Source organism: Deltaproteobacteria bacterium PRO3 (genome assembly GCA_030263375.1).
In the GTDB taxonomy this organism is placed as follows: domain Bacteria; phylum UBA10199; class UBA10199; order DSSB01; family DSSB01; genus DSSB01.
In genome coordinates this window covers 1-16,920 of record SZOV01000012.1, presented here as the reverse complement: position 1 = coordinate 16,920, position 16,920 = coordinate 1, and the positions used below count along the sequence as shown (strand labels likewise).

Genomic DNA, 16,920 nt, shown 5'->3' with positions numbered 1-16,920 from the left:
CGCATGGACGCCTTTATCCGCTTCCAACATATTAAGAAGTCCTTTGATGAAAAGGTGATTTACACCGACCTGAACCTCGACATCTTCAGGGGCGAGACGATCACCATCATCGGGGGTTCGGGGACGGGCAAAAGCGTCATGCTCAAGCTGCTGCTGGTCCTGATGCGGCCGGACTCCGGCGAGATCTTCTTCGACGGCGAGGATGTGCTTAAAATCGACGAGGATCAATTGATCGGCGTCCGCAAGCGGGTGGGGATGCTTTTTCAAGGCGGGGCCCTGTTCGACTCGATGACGGTGTTCGACAACGTGGCCTATCCGCTTTACGAGCATTTCAAGGACTACAGCGAGGAAAAGATCGCGAAGATCGTCCACGAGAAGCTCGAGGTCATCGGCCTGCCCGACACCGCCGACATGATGCCCTCGGATCTCTCCGGCGGCATGAAAAAGCGCGTGGCCCTGGCTCGCGCCATCGCCACCGATCCCGAGGTCATCCTCTACGATGAGCCGACCACGGGCCTGGATCCGACCAACACCAATCGGATCAACGACCTGATTTTGGACCTGCAGAAGCGTTTCAAGGTGACCTCCATCGTCGTGACTCACGACATGGCGAGCGCCTTCAAGGTCAGCGACCGCCTGGCCTTGCTTTACGACAAGAAAATCGAATTCGTGGGAACGAAGGCGGAAGTCGATCGTTCCACCAACGAAGTCGTCCGGAAGTTCATCTCCGGACAGATCGGGGAATAGCCATGAAAGTCAAAACCTCCCAGCAAGTTCGCGTCGGCGTCTTTGTCTTCATCGGACTGGCGCTTTCGATGGTGGTCATTTTCCTCTTGGGCGGCGGATTCGCCTTTCTCTCCCGGCAATACTATCTCTACGGTCGCTTCAAGGATATCAGCGGGCTGCGCTTGGACGCACCGGTTTTCCTGGCGGGCATCCAAGTGGGCAAGGTGGACCAGATCGTCTTTCCCAAAGATCTGAACCAGCGGGAGGTCATCGTCAAGCTGCTCATCCAGAAGCAGTACCAAGACCGGATCCGCGAGGACAGCCAGGCCAGCGTCACAACGCAGGGTCTTTTGGGCGACAAGGCGATCTTTATCAGTATGGGAAGCCCCGATTACGCCGAGCTGAAGGAGGGCGAGACCCTCAAGATCAAGGAAGGTCTCTCGCTCGAGGCGATTTCGGATCGCGGCACCGAGCTGCTCGACAACATCAACAAGCTTTCCAAGAACATCAACGGACTGGTCGACGACGTGAAGACCAAGGAGGGCATGGTCCATGCCCTGATCTACGACACGGAGGGCAAGGAGATCGTGAAGGACCTTTCCCGCCTGACCAAGACGGCCCAGTCGGTGGTCCAGCAGGTCCAGTCGGGCCGCGGCATGCTCCACGCCCTGATCTACGATCCGGTGCGCAAGGACATCGGCAAGGCCTTCTCGCAGACCGCCGAAAATCTTAAGTCGGCCTCCAAAAATTTCGACTCGATCAGCACCACGATCGCGAAGGGCGAGGGCAGCGTCGGCGGCCTGATCAACGACCCCACGGTCTACTACGACCTGATGACCTTGCTTGGAAAAGCGAACCGTAATAAACTATTGCGCACCGTCATCCGCGCGACCCTCGCGACCAACGAAAAAGATCTGATCGAAAAATGATTCTTTAGACCCGCCAAACTATTACATTGCGCGGTCTCCCGGGCATGCTATAATTTGCCTAGGGAATACGCTGCGTTGTGTCACCTCTCCCTCATTTGGATGGCTGGACCTGCTTTGACAATTCGATAATTCGTTGCCCGCAAGGGAGCCAAACGTCCGTCGCTTCATCGGAAAGAAAGAGGAGGCTGTGCTATGACGTCCGCATCGACCTTGATGGCTGAATTGCGCAATCTGCACGATGTCCGCGGTTATCAAGATCTGAACTGGGAAGGGAGCTTTGAAGAGTATCTCGAAATCGCCCGCCGCAACCCCAAGGTGGTCCGTTCCGCCTTTCAACGGGTCTACGACATGATCGTGGCCCAGGGGACCGAAGAGTATAAAGAATACAAAAAGAAAATTATCCGCTACAAGTTCTTCGAAGACCCCTTCGAGAACGGCAAGGACGGTGTCTTCGGCCTGGATCTGCACCTGATGAAGCTGGTCCACCTCTTCAAGTCCGCCGCGAAGCGTTACGGCGCCGAGAAGCGGATCTTCCTGCTTCACGGGCCTGTCGGGTCCTCCAAGAGCACCATCGCCCGCCTGCTCAAGAAGGGGGTCGAGCACTACTCCCGCACGCCGGAGGGCGCCCTCTATACCTTCAAATGGGTCAAGCATCCCTCGGTCGACGCCCAGGGCATCTTCGGCGCCGCCGACGAGATCCCCTGTCCGATGCACGAAGAACCCCTTCGGCTGATCCCGCCGGAATTCCGTTCCAAGGTGGTCGACGAGCTGACCCGGGTCGCAAAGGGTGAGTTTAAGATCGAAGTCGAAGGGGATCTGGATCCCTCCTGCCGCTTTATCTTCAACAGCCTGCTCAAGCTCTACCAGGGCGACTGGGCCAAGGTGATCGACAACCACATCCGGGTGAAGCGTCTGATCTTAAGCGAGAAGGACCGCGTCGGCATCGGAACCTTCCAGCCCAAGGATGAGAAGAACCAAGATTCCACCGAGCTGACCGGGGATATCAACTACCGCAAGATCGCCGAGTATGGCAGCGAGTCCGACCCGCGCGCCTTCAACTTCGACGGCGAATTCAACATCGCCAACCGCGGGATAGTCGAGTTCATCGAGGTGCTCAAGCTGGACGTCGCCTTCCTCTACGACCTGCTGGGCGCCTCCCAAGAGCACAAGGTCAAGCCCAAGAAGTTCGCCCAGACCGACATCGATGAGGTCATCCTGGGCCACACCAACGAGCCCGAGTACCGCAAGCTGCAGAACAACGAGTACATGGAAGCCCTGCGCGACCGCACCGTGAAGGTCGACATCCCCTACGTCACCCGGCTCAGCGAGGAGATGAAGATCTACCAGAAGGACTTCAACTCCGAGAAGATCCAGGGCAAGCACATCGCCCCGCACACCATCGAGATGGCCGCGATGTGGGCGGTGCTCACCCGCCTCGAGGAGCCGAAAAAGGCCAACCTCACGCTGCTGCAGAAGCTCAAGCTCTATGACGGCAAGACGCTCAGCGGCTACACCGAGGACAACGTCAAGGAATTGCGCAAAGAGGCCACCCGTGAGGGCCTCGACGGGATCAGCCCGCGCTACATCCAGGACAAGATCAGCAACGCCTTGGTCAAGGACGTCGAGGGCTGCGTCAATCCTTTCATGGTGCTCAACGAGCTGGAGAGCGGGCTGAGGCACCACGCCCTCATCCAAAACGAGGACAGCCGCAAGCGGATGATCGAGATGCTATCAGTGGTGAAGGACGAGTACGAGGACATCGTGAAGAACGAGGTGCAGCGGGCGATTTCCAGCGACGAGGAGGCGATCAGCCGACTCTGCGCCAACTACATCGACAACGTCAAGGCCTACACTCAAAAGGAAAAGGTGCGGAACAAATACACCGGCCAGGACGAGGAGCCCGACGAGCGCCTGATGCGCTCGATCGAGGAGAAGATCGACATCCCCGAGTCCCGAAAGGACGACTTCCGCCGCGAGATCATGAACTACATCGGCGCGCTGGCGGTCGAGGGCAAGAAGTTCGACTACAAGACCAACGAACGGCTGCACAAGGCCCTCGAGCTGAAGCTCTTCGAGGACCAGAAGGACAGCATCAAATTGACTTCCCTGGTCACCAGCGTCATCGACAAGGAGACTCAGGAGAAGATCGACGTCGTCAAGTCGCGCCTGATCAACAATTATCACTATTGCGACATCTGCGCGACCGACGTGCTGAACTACGTGGCCAGTATTTTCGCGAGGGGAGATATAAAAGGAAGTGCGTAAGTGCTTAAGTGTCCAAGTGCTTAAGTTGGATGGATAGGACAATAGAAACTTAGACACTTCGGTACTTAGGTACTTCAACACTTGGGGCGTATGGTTCTCAAGATCGAACAAGATTACAACCGCTTCAAGCAGATCGTCCGCGGACGCATCAAGAAGGAGCTGCGCAAGTTCATCACCAACGGCGAGCTGATCGGCAAGCAGGGCAAGGACCTGATCAGCATCCCGCTCCCCCAGATCGACATTCCCCACTTCACCTTCGGTTCCCGGCAAAAAGGCGGGGTGGGGCAGGGCGAGGGAAACCCCGGAGACCCCTTGGGCGGCGACCCCCAGGAGGGGAACGATCCCCAGGCCGGCAACCTGCCCGGGGAGCACCTGTTGGAGGTCGATATCAGCCTGGAGGAATTGGCCGAGATCTTGGGCGAGGAGCTGGAGCTGCCTCGCATCGAGCCCAAGGGCAAGTCCAACATCGTCCATTACCGATCGAAATACTCCAGCCTGCGCCGCACCGGACCCGATTCGCTGGTCCACCGCAAACGCACCTACAAGGAGGCCCTCAAACGGCAGATCCTCGCGGGGACCTATCAGTCTGAACGGCCCATCATCCTGCCGATCCGCGAGGATAGGCGCTACCGTTCCTGGAAGGAGGAGAAGAAGCCCGAATTCAACGCGGTCGTCATTTACATGATGGACGTCAGCGGCTCGATGGGCCAGGAGCAAAAGGAGATCGTGCGCATCGAGTCGTTCTGGATCGACACTTGGCTGCGCTCGCAATACGACGGCCTCGAGACGCGCTACATCATCCACGATGCGGTGGCCCGGGAGGTCGACCAGAACACCTTCTACCACACCCGCGAGTCCGGCGGCACCATCATCTCCTCGGCCTACAAGCTCTGCCTCAAGACCATCGAGGAGGAATATGACCCCAACGAGTGGAACATTTATGCCTTTCACTTCAGCGACGGGGACAATTGGTCGAGCAACGACACCCAGGAATGCCTGGGCCTGCTCGCCAACCAGATGCTCCCCAAGCTGAACGTTTTTTGCTACGGCCAAGTCGAGAGCGAGTACGGCAGCGGGCAGTTCCTCCGCGATTTGAACGAGCGCTTCGACGAAAAAGAGGAAAAGGTCCTCTCCTCCCGCATCGAAAGCAAGGAGAAGATCTTCGACTCGATCAAGGTTTTCCTGGGGAAGGGGAAGTAAGGCATGAGCACGCGGCTCACCCCCGAATTGGAAGCGATCCGCCGCGAGGTCGAGGGCTACGCCAAAGAGTACGGACTGGATTATTTTCCCGTCATCTTCGAGGTGCTGGACTGGAACCAGATCAACATGGTTGCGGCCTACGGCGGCTTTCCCAACCGCTATCCGCACTGGCGCTTCGGCATGGAATATGAGCAGCTCTCGAAGTCCTATGCCTACGGCCTTTCCAAGATCTACGAGATGGTGATCAACAACGATCCCTCCTACGCCTACCTGCTGCATTCCAACGCCGAGGTCGACCAGAAGCTGGTCATGGCCCACGTCTACGGGCACTCCGATTTTTTCAAGAACAACATCTATTTCGGCCAGACGAACCGCAAGATGATGGACGAGATGGCCAATCACAAGACCCGCGTCAAGAAGATGATCGACAAGCACGGGATGGAGGCGGTCGAGAACTTCATCGACGTCGCCCTTAGCCTGGAGAATCTTATCGACACCCACGCCGCGGGCATCCGGCGTCGCCGGCCGGTCGAGGACGATCTCTCGGGGGAGAACGGCGAGCGTCCCTTGGTGTCCAAGCTGAAAAGCAAGGACTACATGGACAAGTTCATCAATCCCAAGGAGTTCCTCGAAGAACAGCGGTTGCGTCTGGAAGAAGCCAAGATGCAGAAGAAGAATTTCCCCGAGAGTCCCGAGCGCGACGTCCTGCTCTTTCTGATCGAAAACGCCCCCATGGAGCGCTGGCAGCGCGACATCCTCGAGATCATCCGCGAGGAAGCCTACTATTTCGTGCCGCAGATGCAGACGAAGATCATGAACGAGGGCTGGGCCTCATACTGGCACTCGACCATCATGACGCAGCGGGCGCTCAAGCCCAGCGAGTTCATCGACTATGCCGACCACCATTCGGGAACCCTCGCCACTTCGCCCGGACGGCTCAACCCCTACAAGATCGGGATCGAGCTATACCGGGACATCGAGGACCGGTGGAACAAGGGCAAGTTCGGGAAGGAGTACGAGGACTGCGACGACATGGTCGAGAAGAAGCGATGGAACAAAAACTTGGGGCTAGGCCGGCAGAAGATCTTCGAGGTCCGCAAGATCTATTCCGACCTGACCTTCATCGACACCTTCTTGACCGAGGATTTCTGCCGGGAACACAAGCTCTTCACCTTCGCCTACAACCCTAATAAGCAGGCCTACGAGATCGCCAGTCGCGAGTTCAAGGCGGTGAAGGGCAAGCTGCTCGACGCCCTGACCAACCGCGGCCAGCCCTTCATCAGCGTGACCAACGCCAACTACCAGAACCGGGGCGAGCTTTACCTGGTGCACGAGCATCACGGGATCGACCTGCGGCCGGACTACGCCGAGGAGACCCTAAAAAACCTGCATATCGTGTGGAAGCGCCCGGTGGCCATCGAGACCCTGGTGGACGGTGGGGAGAAGATCCTGTACTACGACGGAAAGAGTTATCAGGAATTGGACAAGAATCGGGAAGTGTAGCGGAGGCCTGGGTTCGTCCTTGGGTGGTCACGCAACTCCATGGCTTGAACACAGCACCCGTAGGGGCCGTTCGCGAAGGACCCCTTACATTTTGGGCCAAAAGTACCAATATTATTTTTTTTACGCGCGGGTCAAACGATCCAGCGCCTCTTGGTATTTTTCCGCAGTCTTGCGGACGATATCCTCCGGCAGGGCGGGGGGATTGGATTTCTTATCCCAGTTAATGGACGTGAGATAATCCCGGACGAACTGCTTGTCGTAGCTTGGCGGGTTGGATCCGGTCTGGTATTGGTCGGCCGGCCAGAAGCGCGAGGAATCCGGGGTCAGCAATTCGTCGATGAGGATCAGCTTCCCCTCGTAAATGCCCAATTCGATCTTGGTGTCGGCGATGATGATGCCGCGGCTCAGGGCGTATTCGGCGGCGGTCGAGTAAATTTTCAGGCAGATGTCCCTGGCCTGGGCGGCCAAGTCGGGTCCGATCAGCTTCACCATCTCCTCATAGGAGATGTTTTCGTCGTGCTGGCCCTTGGGGGCCTTGGTCGAGGGCGTGAAGATCGGCTGGGGCAGCTTTTGGGCCTGCTGGATGCCGGCGGGCAGCGGGAGGCCGCAGACGGTGCCCTGCTTCTTGTATTCTTCCCAGCCGCTTCCCACTAAATAACCGCGGACAATCAGCTCGACGGGCAAAGGCTTGGCCTTCTTGACGACGACGCTGCGACCCTCGAGCTGGCGCAATTCGTCGGGATCTTTCGTCACGGTGCTCAGGGCCCGGGACAGGCTGTGGTTGGGGATCAGGGCCTCGGTTTTTTTCAGCCAAAAGTTTGAGAGCTGGGTCAAGATCACGCCCTTGCGCGGGATCGGCGTGGGCAGGATGTGGTCGAAGGCCGAGATGCGGTCGCTGGCGACCAGCAAGAGGGCGTCGCCCAAGTCGTAGATGTCTCGTACCTTGCCGCGAAACAGGAGCGGGACGCTCTTCAAGTGGGATTCCAGCAGGGCTTCGCTCATGGGCTCAATCGACCTTCTCGGGCAGGGATTGTTTGACGGCGCGGACCTTGTTTTCGGCGATCTCGCGCAGGGCGGTCACGACGTCCTTGTTCTTGCTGTGGACGAGGCGGTGGCTGCCCTTGCTCAGCTGGCGCACGCGGCGCGCGGCTAAGTGCACGAGAGCAAAGCGGTTTTCGATGAATTGCAGGCAGTCTTCAACGGTGACGCGGGCCATAAATAACCTTTATATAAGGACTTTTTTAAAACCGAGGTCGCTTATATGGCGCATCCCTGCAGGGATTTCAAGGGGGATGTTTTTTTGGTGTAGAACTCCAGGCGCGAATTATCGGCCGAACGACCGCACGATCGCCATCGTCGTCTCGTGCTCTTTGGAAATGAAGGCATTGGCCAATTCCAGGGAGGCCTGCTTGTTCTGGGCCACGTCCCGGATGAAAGTCTGGAGTACCGAGATGTCGTCGTTGACCTGTTCCATATCCAGCTTGATCTTCTGCAGATTTTTGCTCCCCTGCGCGTCGTCCTTTTGGTTTTGAATGTCTTGGGCGAGCTTGCGCTTGTTGTCCTGCATTTTTTGGACCTTTTCCATCAGACAGGTGGTGATCTCGTTGGCGGTGGCGGCCTCCAAGTGGCTGAAGAGGAGCATGGCCAGCGAGATGTTGCCCGAGCGCAGGGCCAGGAAGAGCAGGTGGGCCAGGCGGTCGGCCCTGGCGTTTTGGCTCAAGGCCTCGCTCTTGGCCTGTCGGGCGGAGGCGCGGGCAAGGTCTTGCAGGGTCCCCTGCCGGATCTCTTGGCTCCAATCGATGGCCTGAAGCGTGAGGGGGTTGGTTTCTGGAAATCGCCACCCGCCCTTGCCGGAGAATTGAATCTCCTCCAGGAAGGTCTCGAAACCCTCGCGATCCGCGGCCGAGAGCGGCGAGGATTCCCGCAGGCGCGCGGAAACCGACTCGAGGGGGCCTTCCTGCCAGGCCACCGCCCCCGCCGCGGCGATCTTGACCTCTCCGCCGCTCTGCAAGCCGGCAAAACCCCGGCTCAAGGCGCGGGCGAGCTCGGGCGTCGCGAGTTTCATCAGGGGCCGGTATGCGGGCTCCGCCTCCAGGCAGGCGCGGCTGATGATTTTGATTTGCCTTTCCACCAAGGTCTTCAGGGAATAGAACATGGGCATCTCCTTTAAAAAAACGTCCCGCCCCCGCGAGGGAGCGGGACGGCCGTGTTTTCCGCCCTCGCGACGGCGAGGGTTTGGTTTTAAAATAGGGTCGCGGCGAGCAGGGCCGCGCTGCCCGCCAGCCAGAGCCAGCGCTCCACCGTCCTAAGCGCCGAGGCCTCCTGGAGGGTTTGGCGGACGTGGTGGATTTGAAACGGCCGTGACGGCAGCAGTCCTTCGGTTTCCAGGGTGAAAGTTTGGCCGGTCAGCAGGCTGAGCCCGCGGTGTTCGCGTCGCATTAGATCCTCCCGATGATTTGGTAGCTTTTTTGAATTTGGCGGACTTGGCGGTCGAGGCCGAAGGGGCGCCCCTGCGCCAGGCTTAAGACCATGCGGGCCTTCATCTGGCGGATCTTGTCTTCGAGCTTCCGTTTCTCGTCTTGCAGGGCTTCGGGCTTCATGGCGCCTCCTTGCGGCTTGGGATGCAGGGTTCCATTGCAGGGCGGGTGCCAGGGAAGGCATCACGGATTTTTAAGGATTTTTTCGGGTCGATGCCGAAGGCGGCGGACGGAAACGCGACGGCGGCGCGGCCGGGCGTTCGAAAAGCGGTCGGTGGCCTAGGCCGGCGAGGCCCCGGGTCTATCCTCGACGGCGTCGAGGACCTCCCCGTCCGGCACCGGAAGCTCGGGCGCCAAGGGTGGTCTGAGGCGGTTCTTGAGGACGACGAGGGCGATGCCGCCCCCGATGGTCAAAACAGCGCCGAGGAGGGTCCAGAGATCGGGATGCTCGCCGAAAAAGGCTATTCCCAGGACAAAACTGAACAGGACGCCGGCGTAGGAGAAGGGCGCCACCCAGCTCGCCTCCTCGTTCTTATAGGCCAGGGTCATCAGTAGCTGTCCGAGGGTGCCGAAGAGACCGCTGCCGATCAACAAGGCCCATTGCCGTGGGTCGGGGTTTTTCCAGGCAGCCAACATGGGAGGAAAGGAAAGGATCGCCGAGGCGGCCATGAAGTAGAAGGCCATCGTCCAAAAGGAGTCGGTCCGGTGCAGCCGGCGGATCGAGACGTAGGCCGCCGCCGCGAAGAGGGCGCCGCCGATCCCGGCCAGGCCCGCCAGGTTGAAGACTTCGCCGCTCGGACGCAGGATCAGGACGATGCCGAGGAAGGAGAGGGCGGTCATGCCGAGGAGGGAGCGGTAGAAACGCTCGCCGAGAAAGCACCAAGAAAACAGCAAGACGAAGACCGGCGAGCTTTGGTTAAGCACCGCGGCGTCGCCCAGGTTGATACGGGCCAGGGCGTAGAAATTCAAGGTCATGGCGATAAAGCCCACGACCGAACGGATCACCAGGAGTCCCTGATTCTCCCCGCGCAGGGGGATGCCGCGTCGCCACATCACCAGGCCCAACAAGAGCGCCGAGACCATCGCCCGAAAAAAGGTGATCTGGAAGAGGGGTATGGCGTTTCCAAGGGACTTGATCATGGCGCCCATCGCCGCGAAGAAGAGTCCCGAGGCCGTCATCGCGACGGGTCCGTGGGACAGCAGGTGGCGCAGTTTCGAGGGCATGCGGCCTGCGGTAACAAAAAAATAAAAAAAAGTCATTTGGGGATAAGTGACGCAAATCCGGAAAAAGATAGAACTCTGGGCCGAAGCTCCTCGTTTTCCTGACACGCTGCGCCTTGTGTTCGGGCCGCGACAATATTAAAAGTAAATCTACTTTCGGGTGTTCTGGAGGGTTATGGGCAAGAAGTACTTCACGGTCGACGAGGTCAACGAGCTGATCCCCCAGCTCGATCATCATTTCCGCAAGATGTTGCTCCACAAAAAAGAGATGTCCAAGGCGACGGTCCGCCTGCGCAAGTTGGGCGTCGAGCCCCAGCTGCTCGAGGCCGCGCCGCCTTCGGAGTCTTCCGACGTCCAAGAGCTGCACCGACAGCTGCAAAACCATTATTTCGCCTTCAAGCAAAACCTCCTCGCCATCGAGCGGACGGGCGGGGAGATCAAGGACCTCGAGCTTGGCCGCGTCGATTTTCCCAGCCTCGAGGACGGCCGCGAAGGACGCCTGACCTGGCAGCTCGGCGTCACCGAGGCCGCTTACCGCCATCCCCTTCCCGAGGAGGGCCAATCCCTCCCTTTCGAAAAAGCGAAAATGCGCCGCGTCGGTTGAGGCGGCGTTGAAGACGAATCCTCAGCGCTATTCCTGCCGGCGTTGCCGCTCGGCCTGGTCTTGAAGGGCGTTCCAGCGCCGGAAGGGCAGCCGTCCGATCTCCGCGCGGCAGGCATGGCAGAACAACCGGACAATATTGGTGGTGAAATTCATCGCGCGGCGCCGCTCGGCGACCGGCGCGCTGGACCGGCAGGCGGGGCAGGCGACCTCTTGTCGCAGGCTCTCGAGGCGCAGGAAGCGGACGGTCATCGCTTCAGCTCCCGGACGAGATTTCGCACCTGACGCTCGGTCGAGGCCAGGCTTCCCGAATTGTCGATCACCCAATCCGCAGCCGCCAATTTGCGGCGCCGCGGCATTTGGCTGCGGATCTTGGCCAGGGCCGCGGCGCGGCTCAGGCCCTCCCGGCGCCTCAGGCGTTCGATTTGGATTTGGGGCGGCGCGTCGACGACGATCAGGCCGTGGAAGGGGCGATGATAGCCGGTCTCGACGTGCAGGGCGGCCTCGACCAGGATGAGCCTTCGGCCCCGGCGCAGGGCCGCTTGGATTTCCCGTCCGATCAGGCGGCGGGTTTCGGGATGGATGCGCACCTCCAGCCAGAGCCTCTCGGGCTTGGAGCGAAACAGGATGGCCCCCAGCTTTTTACGGTCGATGCCCCCGTCGGCGGCGAGGATTTCTCTTCCGTAACGCCGCAGAATGTCCCGATAGAGTTGGGTCCCCGGCCGGTAGGCGCGGTGCGCCGCCCGGTCGGCGTCGATCACCCAGGCGCCGTGCTTCTCAAAGAGGCGGGCCACCGCCGTCTTGCCCGTCGCGATGCCGCCGGTGAGCGCGAGGATCTTCATAGCGGGGAATTGGGGGGCGGGAAGGGATCGTCCCCTCCCTCCGGGGCCGGGACGTTTTGCCCGGCGAGGGCCTTGATGGAAAGCAGGAAGTGGAGCATCGGCAGGCTGGCGCGCTCGCCGTACTCGAGGATCTTCTCGACGAGGGCGTTTTCCTGCTCCTCGCCCAAGGCGGTCATCAGGCGCTGCAAGAGCTGGTGCACCTCGCGGTATTCGAGGGAGAAGGTCTCGTGGATCAGGCGGATGTGGGGGTTTTGCAGCTCCTGGCGCCGCATCGTCCAGGACATCGAATTGGCGAAGTCCTCCTCCTGCCACTCGCTTTCCTCGATCTGCCCTTGAGTGTCGATCAGCTTGTCGTAGATCTCGACGCGCTCGGGATCGAGGGCCTCGCTCTTCTGGTACTCGCCCATCGCCTCGCGGAATTTGCCCTTGCCCGCCAGCTTGTCGCCCTTGGCCTCATGCTTGAGGGCTTTTTTCGGGTCCCTTTTTTTGTCTGGGGTCATGGTTCTCCTTCGCCGCCTCGGCCGGGGGATATTTCGCCAGGACGTACTCGAGGAGGGATTGTCGCGTATTTAGCTCGGGGTCGTCCAGCACAAGTTCGACCAGCTCCTTCAGGATGCGCCCCAGGATGGGGCCCTCGGGGTAGCCGAGGCCCATCAGGTCGTGGCCGCCGATGGCTAGGTCTTTGGGGCCGAAGGGGGGCTTTTTGTCCAACTCTTCCTGGATGCGGCGCTTGAGGCGGAGAATGCCCTTGAGTTGGTTGGGGTAGGCCCCGCCCTTCTTGTCGGCAATGCGCAGGTCGACCAGCTTGAAGATCAGGTCCTTGCCGATCTTGTGGATGAAGCGGCGGATGGCGCGTTCGGTGTAGAAGCTCTTGGTCTCGAACATGTGGTTGTGCACCATGCTGAGGACGTTTTCGGTGTCGATGCCCAGCATGTTGGCGCGGTATTTTTTCATCCACTTACGCGCCAGCCGGGTCGAGACGATCTGGTGGCCGTAGAAGGTGATGCGCCGGGTCTTCTCGTTGAAGCCGACGGTGTAGGGTTTGCCGATGTCGTGGAACAGCGAGGCGAACATGATCTCGAGGTCGCCCGGCCGGTCGAGGTCGGCGCAAGTGCGGGAGGCGTCGAGCACCTTCATCGTGTGGTCGAAGACGTCGCCGCTCTTCTTGGCGGGCTGCTCGACGCCGATGGTCTTCTCGAGTTCCGGAAAGACGTAGCGCAGCAGGCCGGTGTCCCGCATCAGGTAGAAGCCGGTCGAGGGCCGCTCGGCGCGGAACAGTTTGCCGACCTCCTCGATGACCCGCTCCGGCGAGACGGTCTCGATCTTGGCGGCATGCCGCTTCATGGCGATGAGCGTCTCGGGCTCGATGCTCAGCTCGAAGCGCGCCGCGAACTGCACGGCACGCAGCAGGCGCAGGGGGTCCTCGACGAAGGAATCCGCGAAGACCTGGCGCAGGATCTTGGCCTTCAGGTCCTTTTGCCCGCCGAAGGGATCGAGCAGCTCTCCGGTTTTCATCTCGCGCGCCATCGCGTTGATGGTGAAATCGCGGCGCTGCAGGTCCAGCTCGACGGGGAGCTTTTCGTCGAAGCGCACCTCGAAGTCGCGGTGGTGCGGGCCGGTGGACTTTTCGGTGCGGGGCAGGGCGACGTCGAAGTCGTGATCGGACCCGCGCGGCTTGAACTTGAGGACGCCGAAGGACTTCCCCACCTCGTGCACCTGCCCGAAGGAGCCCAGCAGCCGCACGAGGGCCTCGAAAGGGACGCCCGCGACCAACAGGTCCTTGTCCTTGTGGGGGTGGCCCATCAACTCGTCGCGGACGGTGCCGCCGACCTCGTAGACGCGGCCGCCGGCTTGGTAGATGGCGTCGATGAAAGACATAGACATCAGGGTTATTCAGGGTCCGGATATAAGATCAATAGGGAACGAGGGCCGCGCGGAGCTTATTTTTTTGGGGTCAAATAAGTTTGGATTTTCGCCTGCTTGGTGAGCAGGTCCGCGACCCCCGCGAGGATCTGCGACTTCTGGCCCATTTGCAGCTGCCGCGCCATCGCCTGGCCAGCTTCGGGGGTGACCGGTGCGTCCTTGCGCTCGACCAGCTGCACCGCGACCAAGGTGTCCTTGATTTGGAAAGGGCCCTCGCAGACTTCGCCCGGCTTGAGGGCCAAAAGGCAGGCGAGGACGGGGAGGCTGTCCTCGCGGCCGAAGACGCCCTGCAGTTGCACCAGGGACTGGGGCTCGCCGGCCTCCTCTTTGAGGCCCTGCGCCTCAAGCAGGGCGTCGGCGCCCTTACCCTCACGCTTGGCGGCGATCCATTCTTGGGCCAGCTTCTTCGCCTCCTCCAGGGGCTTACCGCCGCCCTGCGGCTGCAGGGGGATGCTGATCTTGTTCAGCTTCAGCTGGGTGTTTTGCAGCAGGCTTTGGGTCTCGACCTCCTGGTCGCTGACCAGGGCCGCGCTGTCCAGGACCTTGCGGAGCTTGTCGGCCAAGAGGTCCTGGCGCAGGTCGAATTCGAAGTCGCTGCCGTTCTGCTGCTGGTACCAGGGTTTGAAGGTGTTCAAGTAGAAGCCTTCGTTGAAGCGGCCGTCCTTTTGGAAGTTGGGGTTCTGCCGGATCTCGCGGGCGAGCTCGACGTCGGGGACGCGCAGGCCCAGGGAGTAGGCGGCCTGGGCGAAGAGGGTGTTGGCGATCAGGCGCTGCAGGACTTGGTTTTCGAGCATCTGCCGCATCTCGGGGCTGATATTGGTCTGGCCGAACTGCTCGAGCATGGCGGTCTGGTTTTCCACCCCCTGGGCGAACTTGCCCGCGGGGATGCCCTGGTCGTTGACCTTGGCGACCAGCGCCGTTCCGGGCCGGTCGGAGATGGTGCTGTAGCCGTAGAACAGGATGAAGCTTAGGGCGATCAGACCTAGGAGGCTTTTGGAAAAGACCGACGAGAGATTTCGCATTTGCTCGAGCATTTTGGGAACAACTCCTTGAAGCGGCGTGTATTTATTGCGGCTTTATTAAAGAGCTGATCGGCAAAAAGCAACGGGAAAGACGTGAAACGCCGAAAGGGAAACCTGTTATGATTCTTTATGTTTCACGTTTCCCTTTTCGCCGTTCACAGCTTCGAATTCCCGTTTGACTTGAATAGGGGCGAATGGTAGCCCGGAGCTGCGAATCCAACAGCGAGCGCCGCGGCGATAACTTAATGTAATTCTTCTGTGTTTTTCGCCTAACTAGGGATTAATCCAAATGATTCTTGATCCGATTTTAGGGCTCTTCTCCAACGACCTCGCGATCGATCTGGGCACGGCCAACACGCTGGTCTACGTGAAGGGCAAAGGGGTGGTCTGCGCCGAGCCTTCGGTGGTCGCCGTGCAGAAAGACGCGCGCGGGATGCGCAAGGTCCTGGCGGTCGGCCGCGAGGCGAAGGAGATGCTGGGCCGCACCCCCGGCAACATCGAGGCGATCCGCCCCATGAAAGAGGGCGTCATCGCGGACTTCGAGATCACCGAGGCCATGCTCCGCTATTTCATCCGCAAGGTGCACAACCGCCGCACCCTGGTCCGCCCCCGAATCATTATCTGCGTCCCCTTCGGCATCACCGAGGTCGAGCGCCGCGCGGTGCGCGAGTCGGCCGAGTGCGCCGGGGCCCGCGAGGTCTACCTGATCGACGAGCCGATGGCGGCGGCGATCGGCGCCGGCCTGCCCATCACCGAGCCCTCGGGCAACATGATCGTCGACATCGGCGGCGGCACCACCGAGGTGGCGGTGATCAGCCTGGCCGGCATCGTCTACTCCAAGTCGGTCCGGGTCGCCGGCGACAAGATGGACGAGGCCATCATTCAGTATCTCAAGCGGAAGTACAATTTGTTGATCGGCGAGCGCACCGCCGAGCAGATCAAGATCCAGATCGGCAGCGCCTTCCCCAACGGCGAGATCAAGACGATGGAGATCAAGGGTCGCGACCTCGTCGCCGGCGTGCCTCGGGTGATGGAGGTCAATTCCGAAGAGGTCCGCGAGGCCATCGCCGAGCCGGTGCACGCCATCGTCGAGGCGGTGAAGGTCGCGCTGGAGCGAACGCCGCCCGAGTTGGCGGCCGACATCGTCGACAAGGGGATTGTGCTGGCCGGAGGTGGGGCCTTGCTGGCCCACCTTGACGTCCTGCTGCGCGAGGAGACCGGGCTGCCGGTGACTATTGCCGAGGATCCGCTGTCCTCCGTCGTCCAGGGAACGGGCAAGGCCCTGGACCAGCTGGATTCGCTCAAAGGGATTACGGTTAATTCTTACTAGGTCGGGGCGTTCCTTCCGCCTTGGCCGCTTCCAGGTCCACATCTGAATCGTTTTTTTCCGGGCCGCCCCGCGCCCGGCATGGGCTTGGTATGTTTCGCCTGCACCGAAAATGGAAATGGCTTTTCTTCGCGGCCTTGGTCGCGGGGGGGCTGGTCTACCTTTCCCGATCGGGGGCGGGCGCTCCCAACCCAACCTGGTATCAGGCGCTGGCGCAGCGGGTCGTCTCGCCGGCGGCGCGGGTTTTTTCCGGCGGCGCGGCGCGTTGGCGCGATTTTTCCGACAGCTACCTGCAATGGCGCCGGGATCGGCAACGCCGCGTCGAGCTGGAGGCCGAGCTCGCAGCCTTGCGCGTCGAGGCCCTGCGCCTCCGGGAGGAGAACCGCGCGCTCCAAGCCGAGTCCGTCCTATTCGCGGAGAACGGCCTAGCGAAAGGCGAGGGCCGGCCGGCCCGGGTCATCGGCTACGACCCCGTGCCCGCCTTCCGCAGCATCACCATCGACCGCGGCCGCGAGCACGGCGTTATGCCCGACCAAGTGGTGGTGGCCGGGGGCGGAGTGGTGGGCCGGGTGATGCGCAGCGGCAGTCGCAGCAGCCAGGTCCTGCTGGTGACCGACCTGAACAGCGCCGTCGACGTCGTCGACGCCCGAACGCGGGCCCGCGGCCTCTTGGTCGGCAAGCGCAAGGAGATGGGCTTAAAGCGCGAGCGCTGGATGACGCAGGCCGAGTACGTCTCGGCCTCGGAAGAGATCGTCCCCGGCGACTTGCTGCTGACCTCCGGGCTGGACGGGGTCTTCCCGCAGGGCCTGCCGGTCGGCGTGGTCGGGGCGGTGAAGAAGGATTCCTCCGGCTTGTTTTGGCAGGCCGAGGTCGATCCCTACGTC

Annotated in this window: 18 protein-coding genes; 8 read left to right on the top strand and 10 right to left on the bottom strand. The window is 60.8% G+C overall.

The genetic code is table 11. From position 1 onward, the window contains the following. Positions 1-3: 3 nt before the first annotated feature. From FBR05_03715 to FBR05_03695, 5 genes are all read left to right on the top strand, one after another. Positions 4-747: an ABC transporter ATP-binding protein gene (locus FBR05_03715; GenBank protein ID MDL1871293.1), complete on the top strand. Its 744-nt coding sequence runs from the start codon at positions 4-6 to the stop codon at positions 745-747. Between the two features lie 2 nt (positions 748-749). Continuing rightward, entirely contained in the window at positions 750-1,655 is a 906-nt protein-coding gene (locus FBR05_03710) for an MCE family protein (GenBank protein MDL1871292.1), read from the top strand. 192 nt (positions 1,656-1,847) lie between these two features. After that, entirely contained in the window at positions 1,848-3,920 is a 2,073-nt protein-coding gene (locus FBR05_03705) for a serine protein kinase (GenBank protein MDL1871291.1), read from the top strand. A gap of 90 nt (positions 3,921-4,010) precedes the next feature. Further along, positions 4,011-5,120 (top strand): DUF444 family protein, encoded by a 1,110-nt coding sequence (locus tag FBR05_03700; protein ID MDL1871290.1) that lies wholly within the window; start codon positions 4,011-4,013, stop codon positions 5,118-5,120. Positions 5,121-5,123: 3 nt separating this feature from the next. Further along, on the top strand, positions 5,124-6,623 hold the full coding sequence (locus tag FBR05_03695; GenBank protein MDL1871289.1) for a SpoVR family protein: 1,500 nt from the start codon (positions 5,124-5,126) through the stop codon (positions 6,621-6,623). A 120-nt stretch (positions 6,624-6,743) separates the two neighbouring features. Here the strand turns inward: FBR05_03695 and FBR05_03690 are convergent, their stop codons facing one another. From FBR05_03690 to FBR05_03670, 5 genes are all read right to left on the bottom strand, one after another. Further along, a complete protein-coding gene (locus FBR05_03690; protein MDL1871288.1) occupies positions 6,744-7,625 on the bottom strand; it encodes a phosphoribosylaminoimidazolesuccinocarboxamide synthase in 882 nt (293 codons plus the stop codon). Between the two features lie 4 nt (positions 7,626-7,629). Beyond that, a complete protein-coding gene (locus FBR05_03685; GenBank protein MDL1871287.1) occupies positions 7,630-7,839 on the bottom strand; it encodes a DNA-directed RNA polymerase subunit omega in 210 nt (69 codons plus the stop codon). Positions 7,840-7,947: 108 nt separating this feature from the next. Further along, complete coding sequence (locus FBR05_03680; protein ID MDL1871286.1) at positions 7,948-8,778, bottom strand: hypothetical protein; 831 nt, start codon at positions 8,776-8,778, stop codon at positions 7,948-7,950. An 86-nt stretch (positions 8,779-8,864) separates the two neighbouring features. Beyond that, a complete protein-coding gene (locus tag FBR05_03675; GenBank protein MDL1871285.1) occupies positions 8,865-9,062 on the bottom strand; it encodes a hypothetical protein in 198 nt (65 codons plus the stop codon). 317 nt (positions 9,063-9,379) lie between these two features. Beyond that, entirely contained in the window at positions 9,380-10,360 is a 981-nt protein-coding gene (locus tag FBR05_03670) for a DMT family transporter (protein MDL1871284.1), read from the bottom strand. Between the two features lie 136 nt (positions 10,361-10,496). On the opposite strand from FBR05_03670, the gene FBR05_03665 reads away from it, so the two are divergent. Beyond that, a complete protein-coding gene (locus FBR05_03665; GenBank protein ID MDL1871283.1) occupies positions 10,497-10,925 on the top strand; it encodes a DUF2203 family protein in 429 nt (142 codons plus the stop codon). A gap of 27 nt (positions 10,926-10,952) precedes the next feature. Here the strand turns inward: FBR05_03665 and FBR05_03660 are convergent, their stop codons facing one another. Genes FBR05_03660 through FBR05_03640 form a run of 5 tightly spaced genes read right to left on the bottom strand, consistent with a single transcriptional unit; the run spans position 10,953 to position 14,721 of the window. After that, positions 10,953-11,174, bottom strand: coding sequence for a hypothetical protein (locus FBR05_03660; GenBank protein MDL1871282.1), 222 nt, complete (start codon positions 11,172-11,174; stop codon positions 10,953-10,955). Further along, complete coding sequence (locus FBR05_03655) at positions 11,171-11,764, bottom strand: dephospho-CoA kinase (GenBank protein ID MDL1871281.1); 594 nt, start codon at positions 11,762-11,764, stop codon at positions 11,171-11,173. Before FBR05_03655 ends, FBR05_03660 begins: the two co-directional genes overlap by 4 nt. Further along, complete coding sequence (locus FBR05_03650; protein ID MDL1871280.1) at positions 11,761-12,264, bottom strand: hypothetical protein; 504 nt, start codon at positions 12,262-12,264, stop codon at positions 11,761-11,763. Before FBR05_03650 ends, FBR05_03655 begins: the two co-directional genes overlap by 4 nt. Beyond that, positions 12,218-13,648 carry a CCA tRNA nucleotidyltransferase gene (locus FBR05_03645; protein ID MDL1871279.1) on the bottom strand — a complete coding sequence of 477 codons (1,431 nt, stop codon included), beginning with the start codon at positions 13,646-13,648 and terminating at the stop codon, positions 12,218-12,220. The genes FBR05_03650 and FBR05_03645 overlap by 47 nt, the downstream gene beginning before the upstream one ends. A 56-nt stretch (positions 13,649-13,704) precedes the next feature. Beyond that, positions 13,705-14,721, bottom strand: a complete 1,017-nt coding sequence (locus FBR05_03640; GenBank protein MDL1871278.1) for a hypothetical protein — start codon at positions 14,719-14,721, stop codon at positions 13,705-13,707. A 271-nt stretch (positions 14,722-14,992) separates the two neighbouring features. Between FBR05_03640 and FBR05_03635 the strand changes: the two genes are divergently transcribed. Both FBR05_03635 and mreC read left to right on the top strand, forming a co-directional pair. Next, a complete protein-coding gene (locus FBR05_03635; protein ID MDL1871277.1) occupies positions 14,993-16,039 on the top strand; it encodes a rod shape-determining protein in 1,047 nt (348 codons plus the stop codon). An 89-nt stretch (positions 16,040-16,128) separates the two neighbouring features. After that, positions 16,129-16,920: rod shape-determining protein MreC (gene mreC / locus FBR05_03630; protein ID MDL1871276.1), on the top strand; the 792-nt coding region annotated here is incomplete at its 3' end.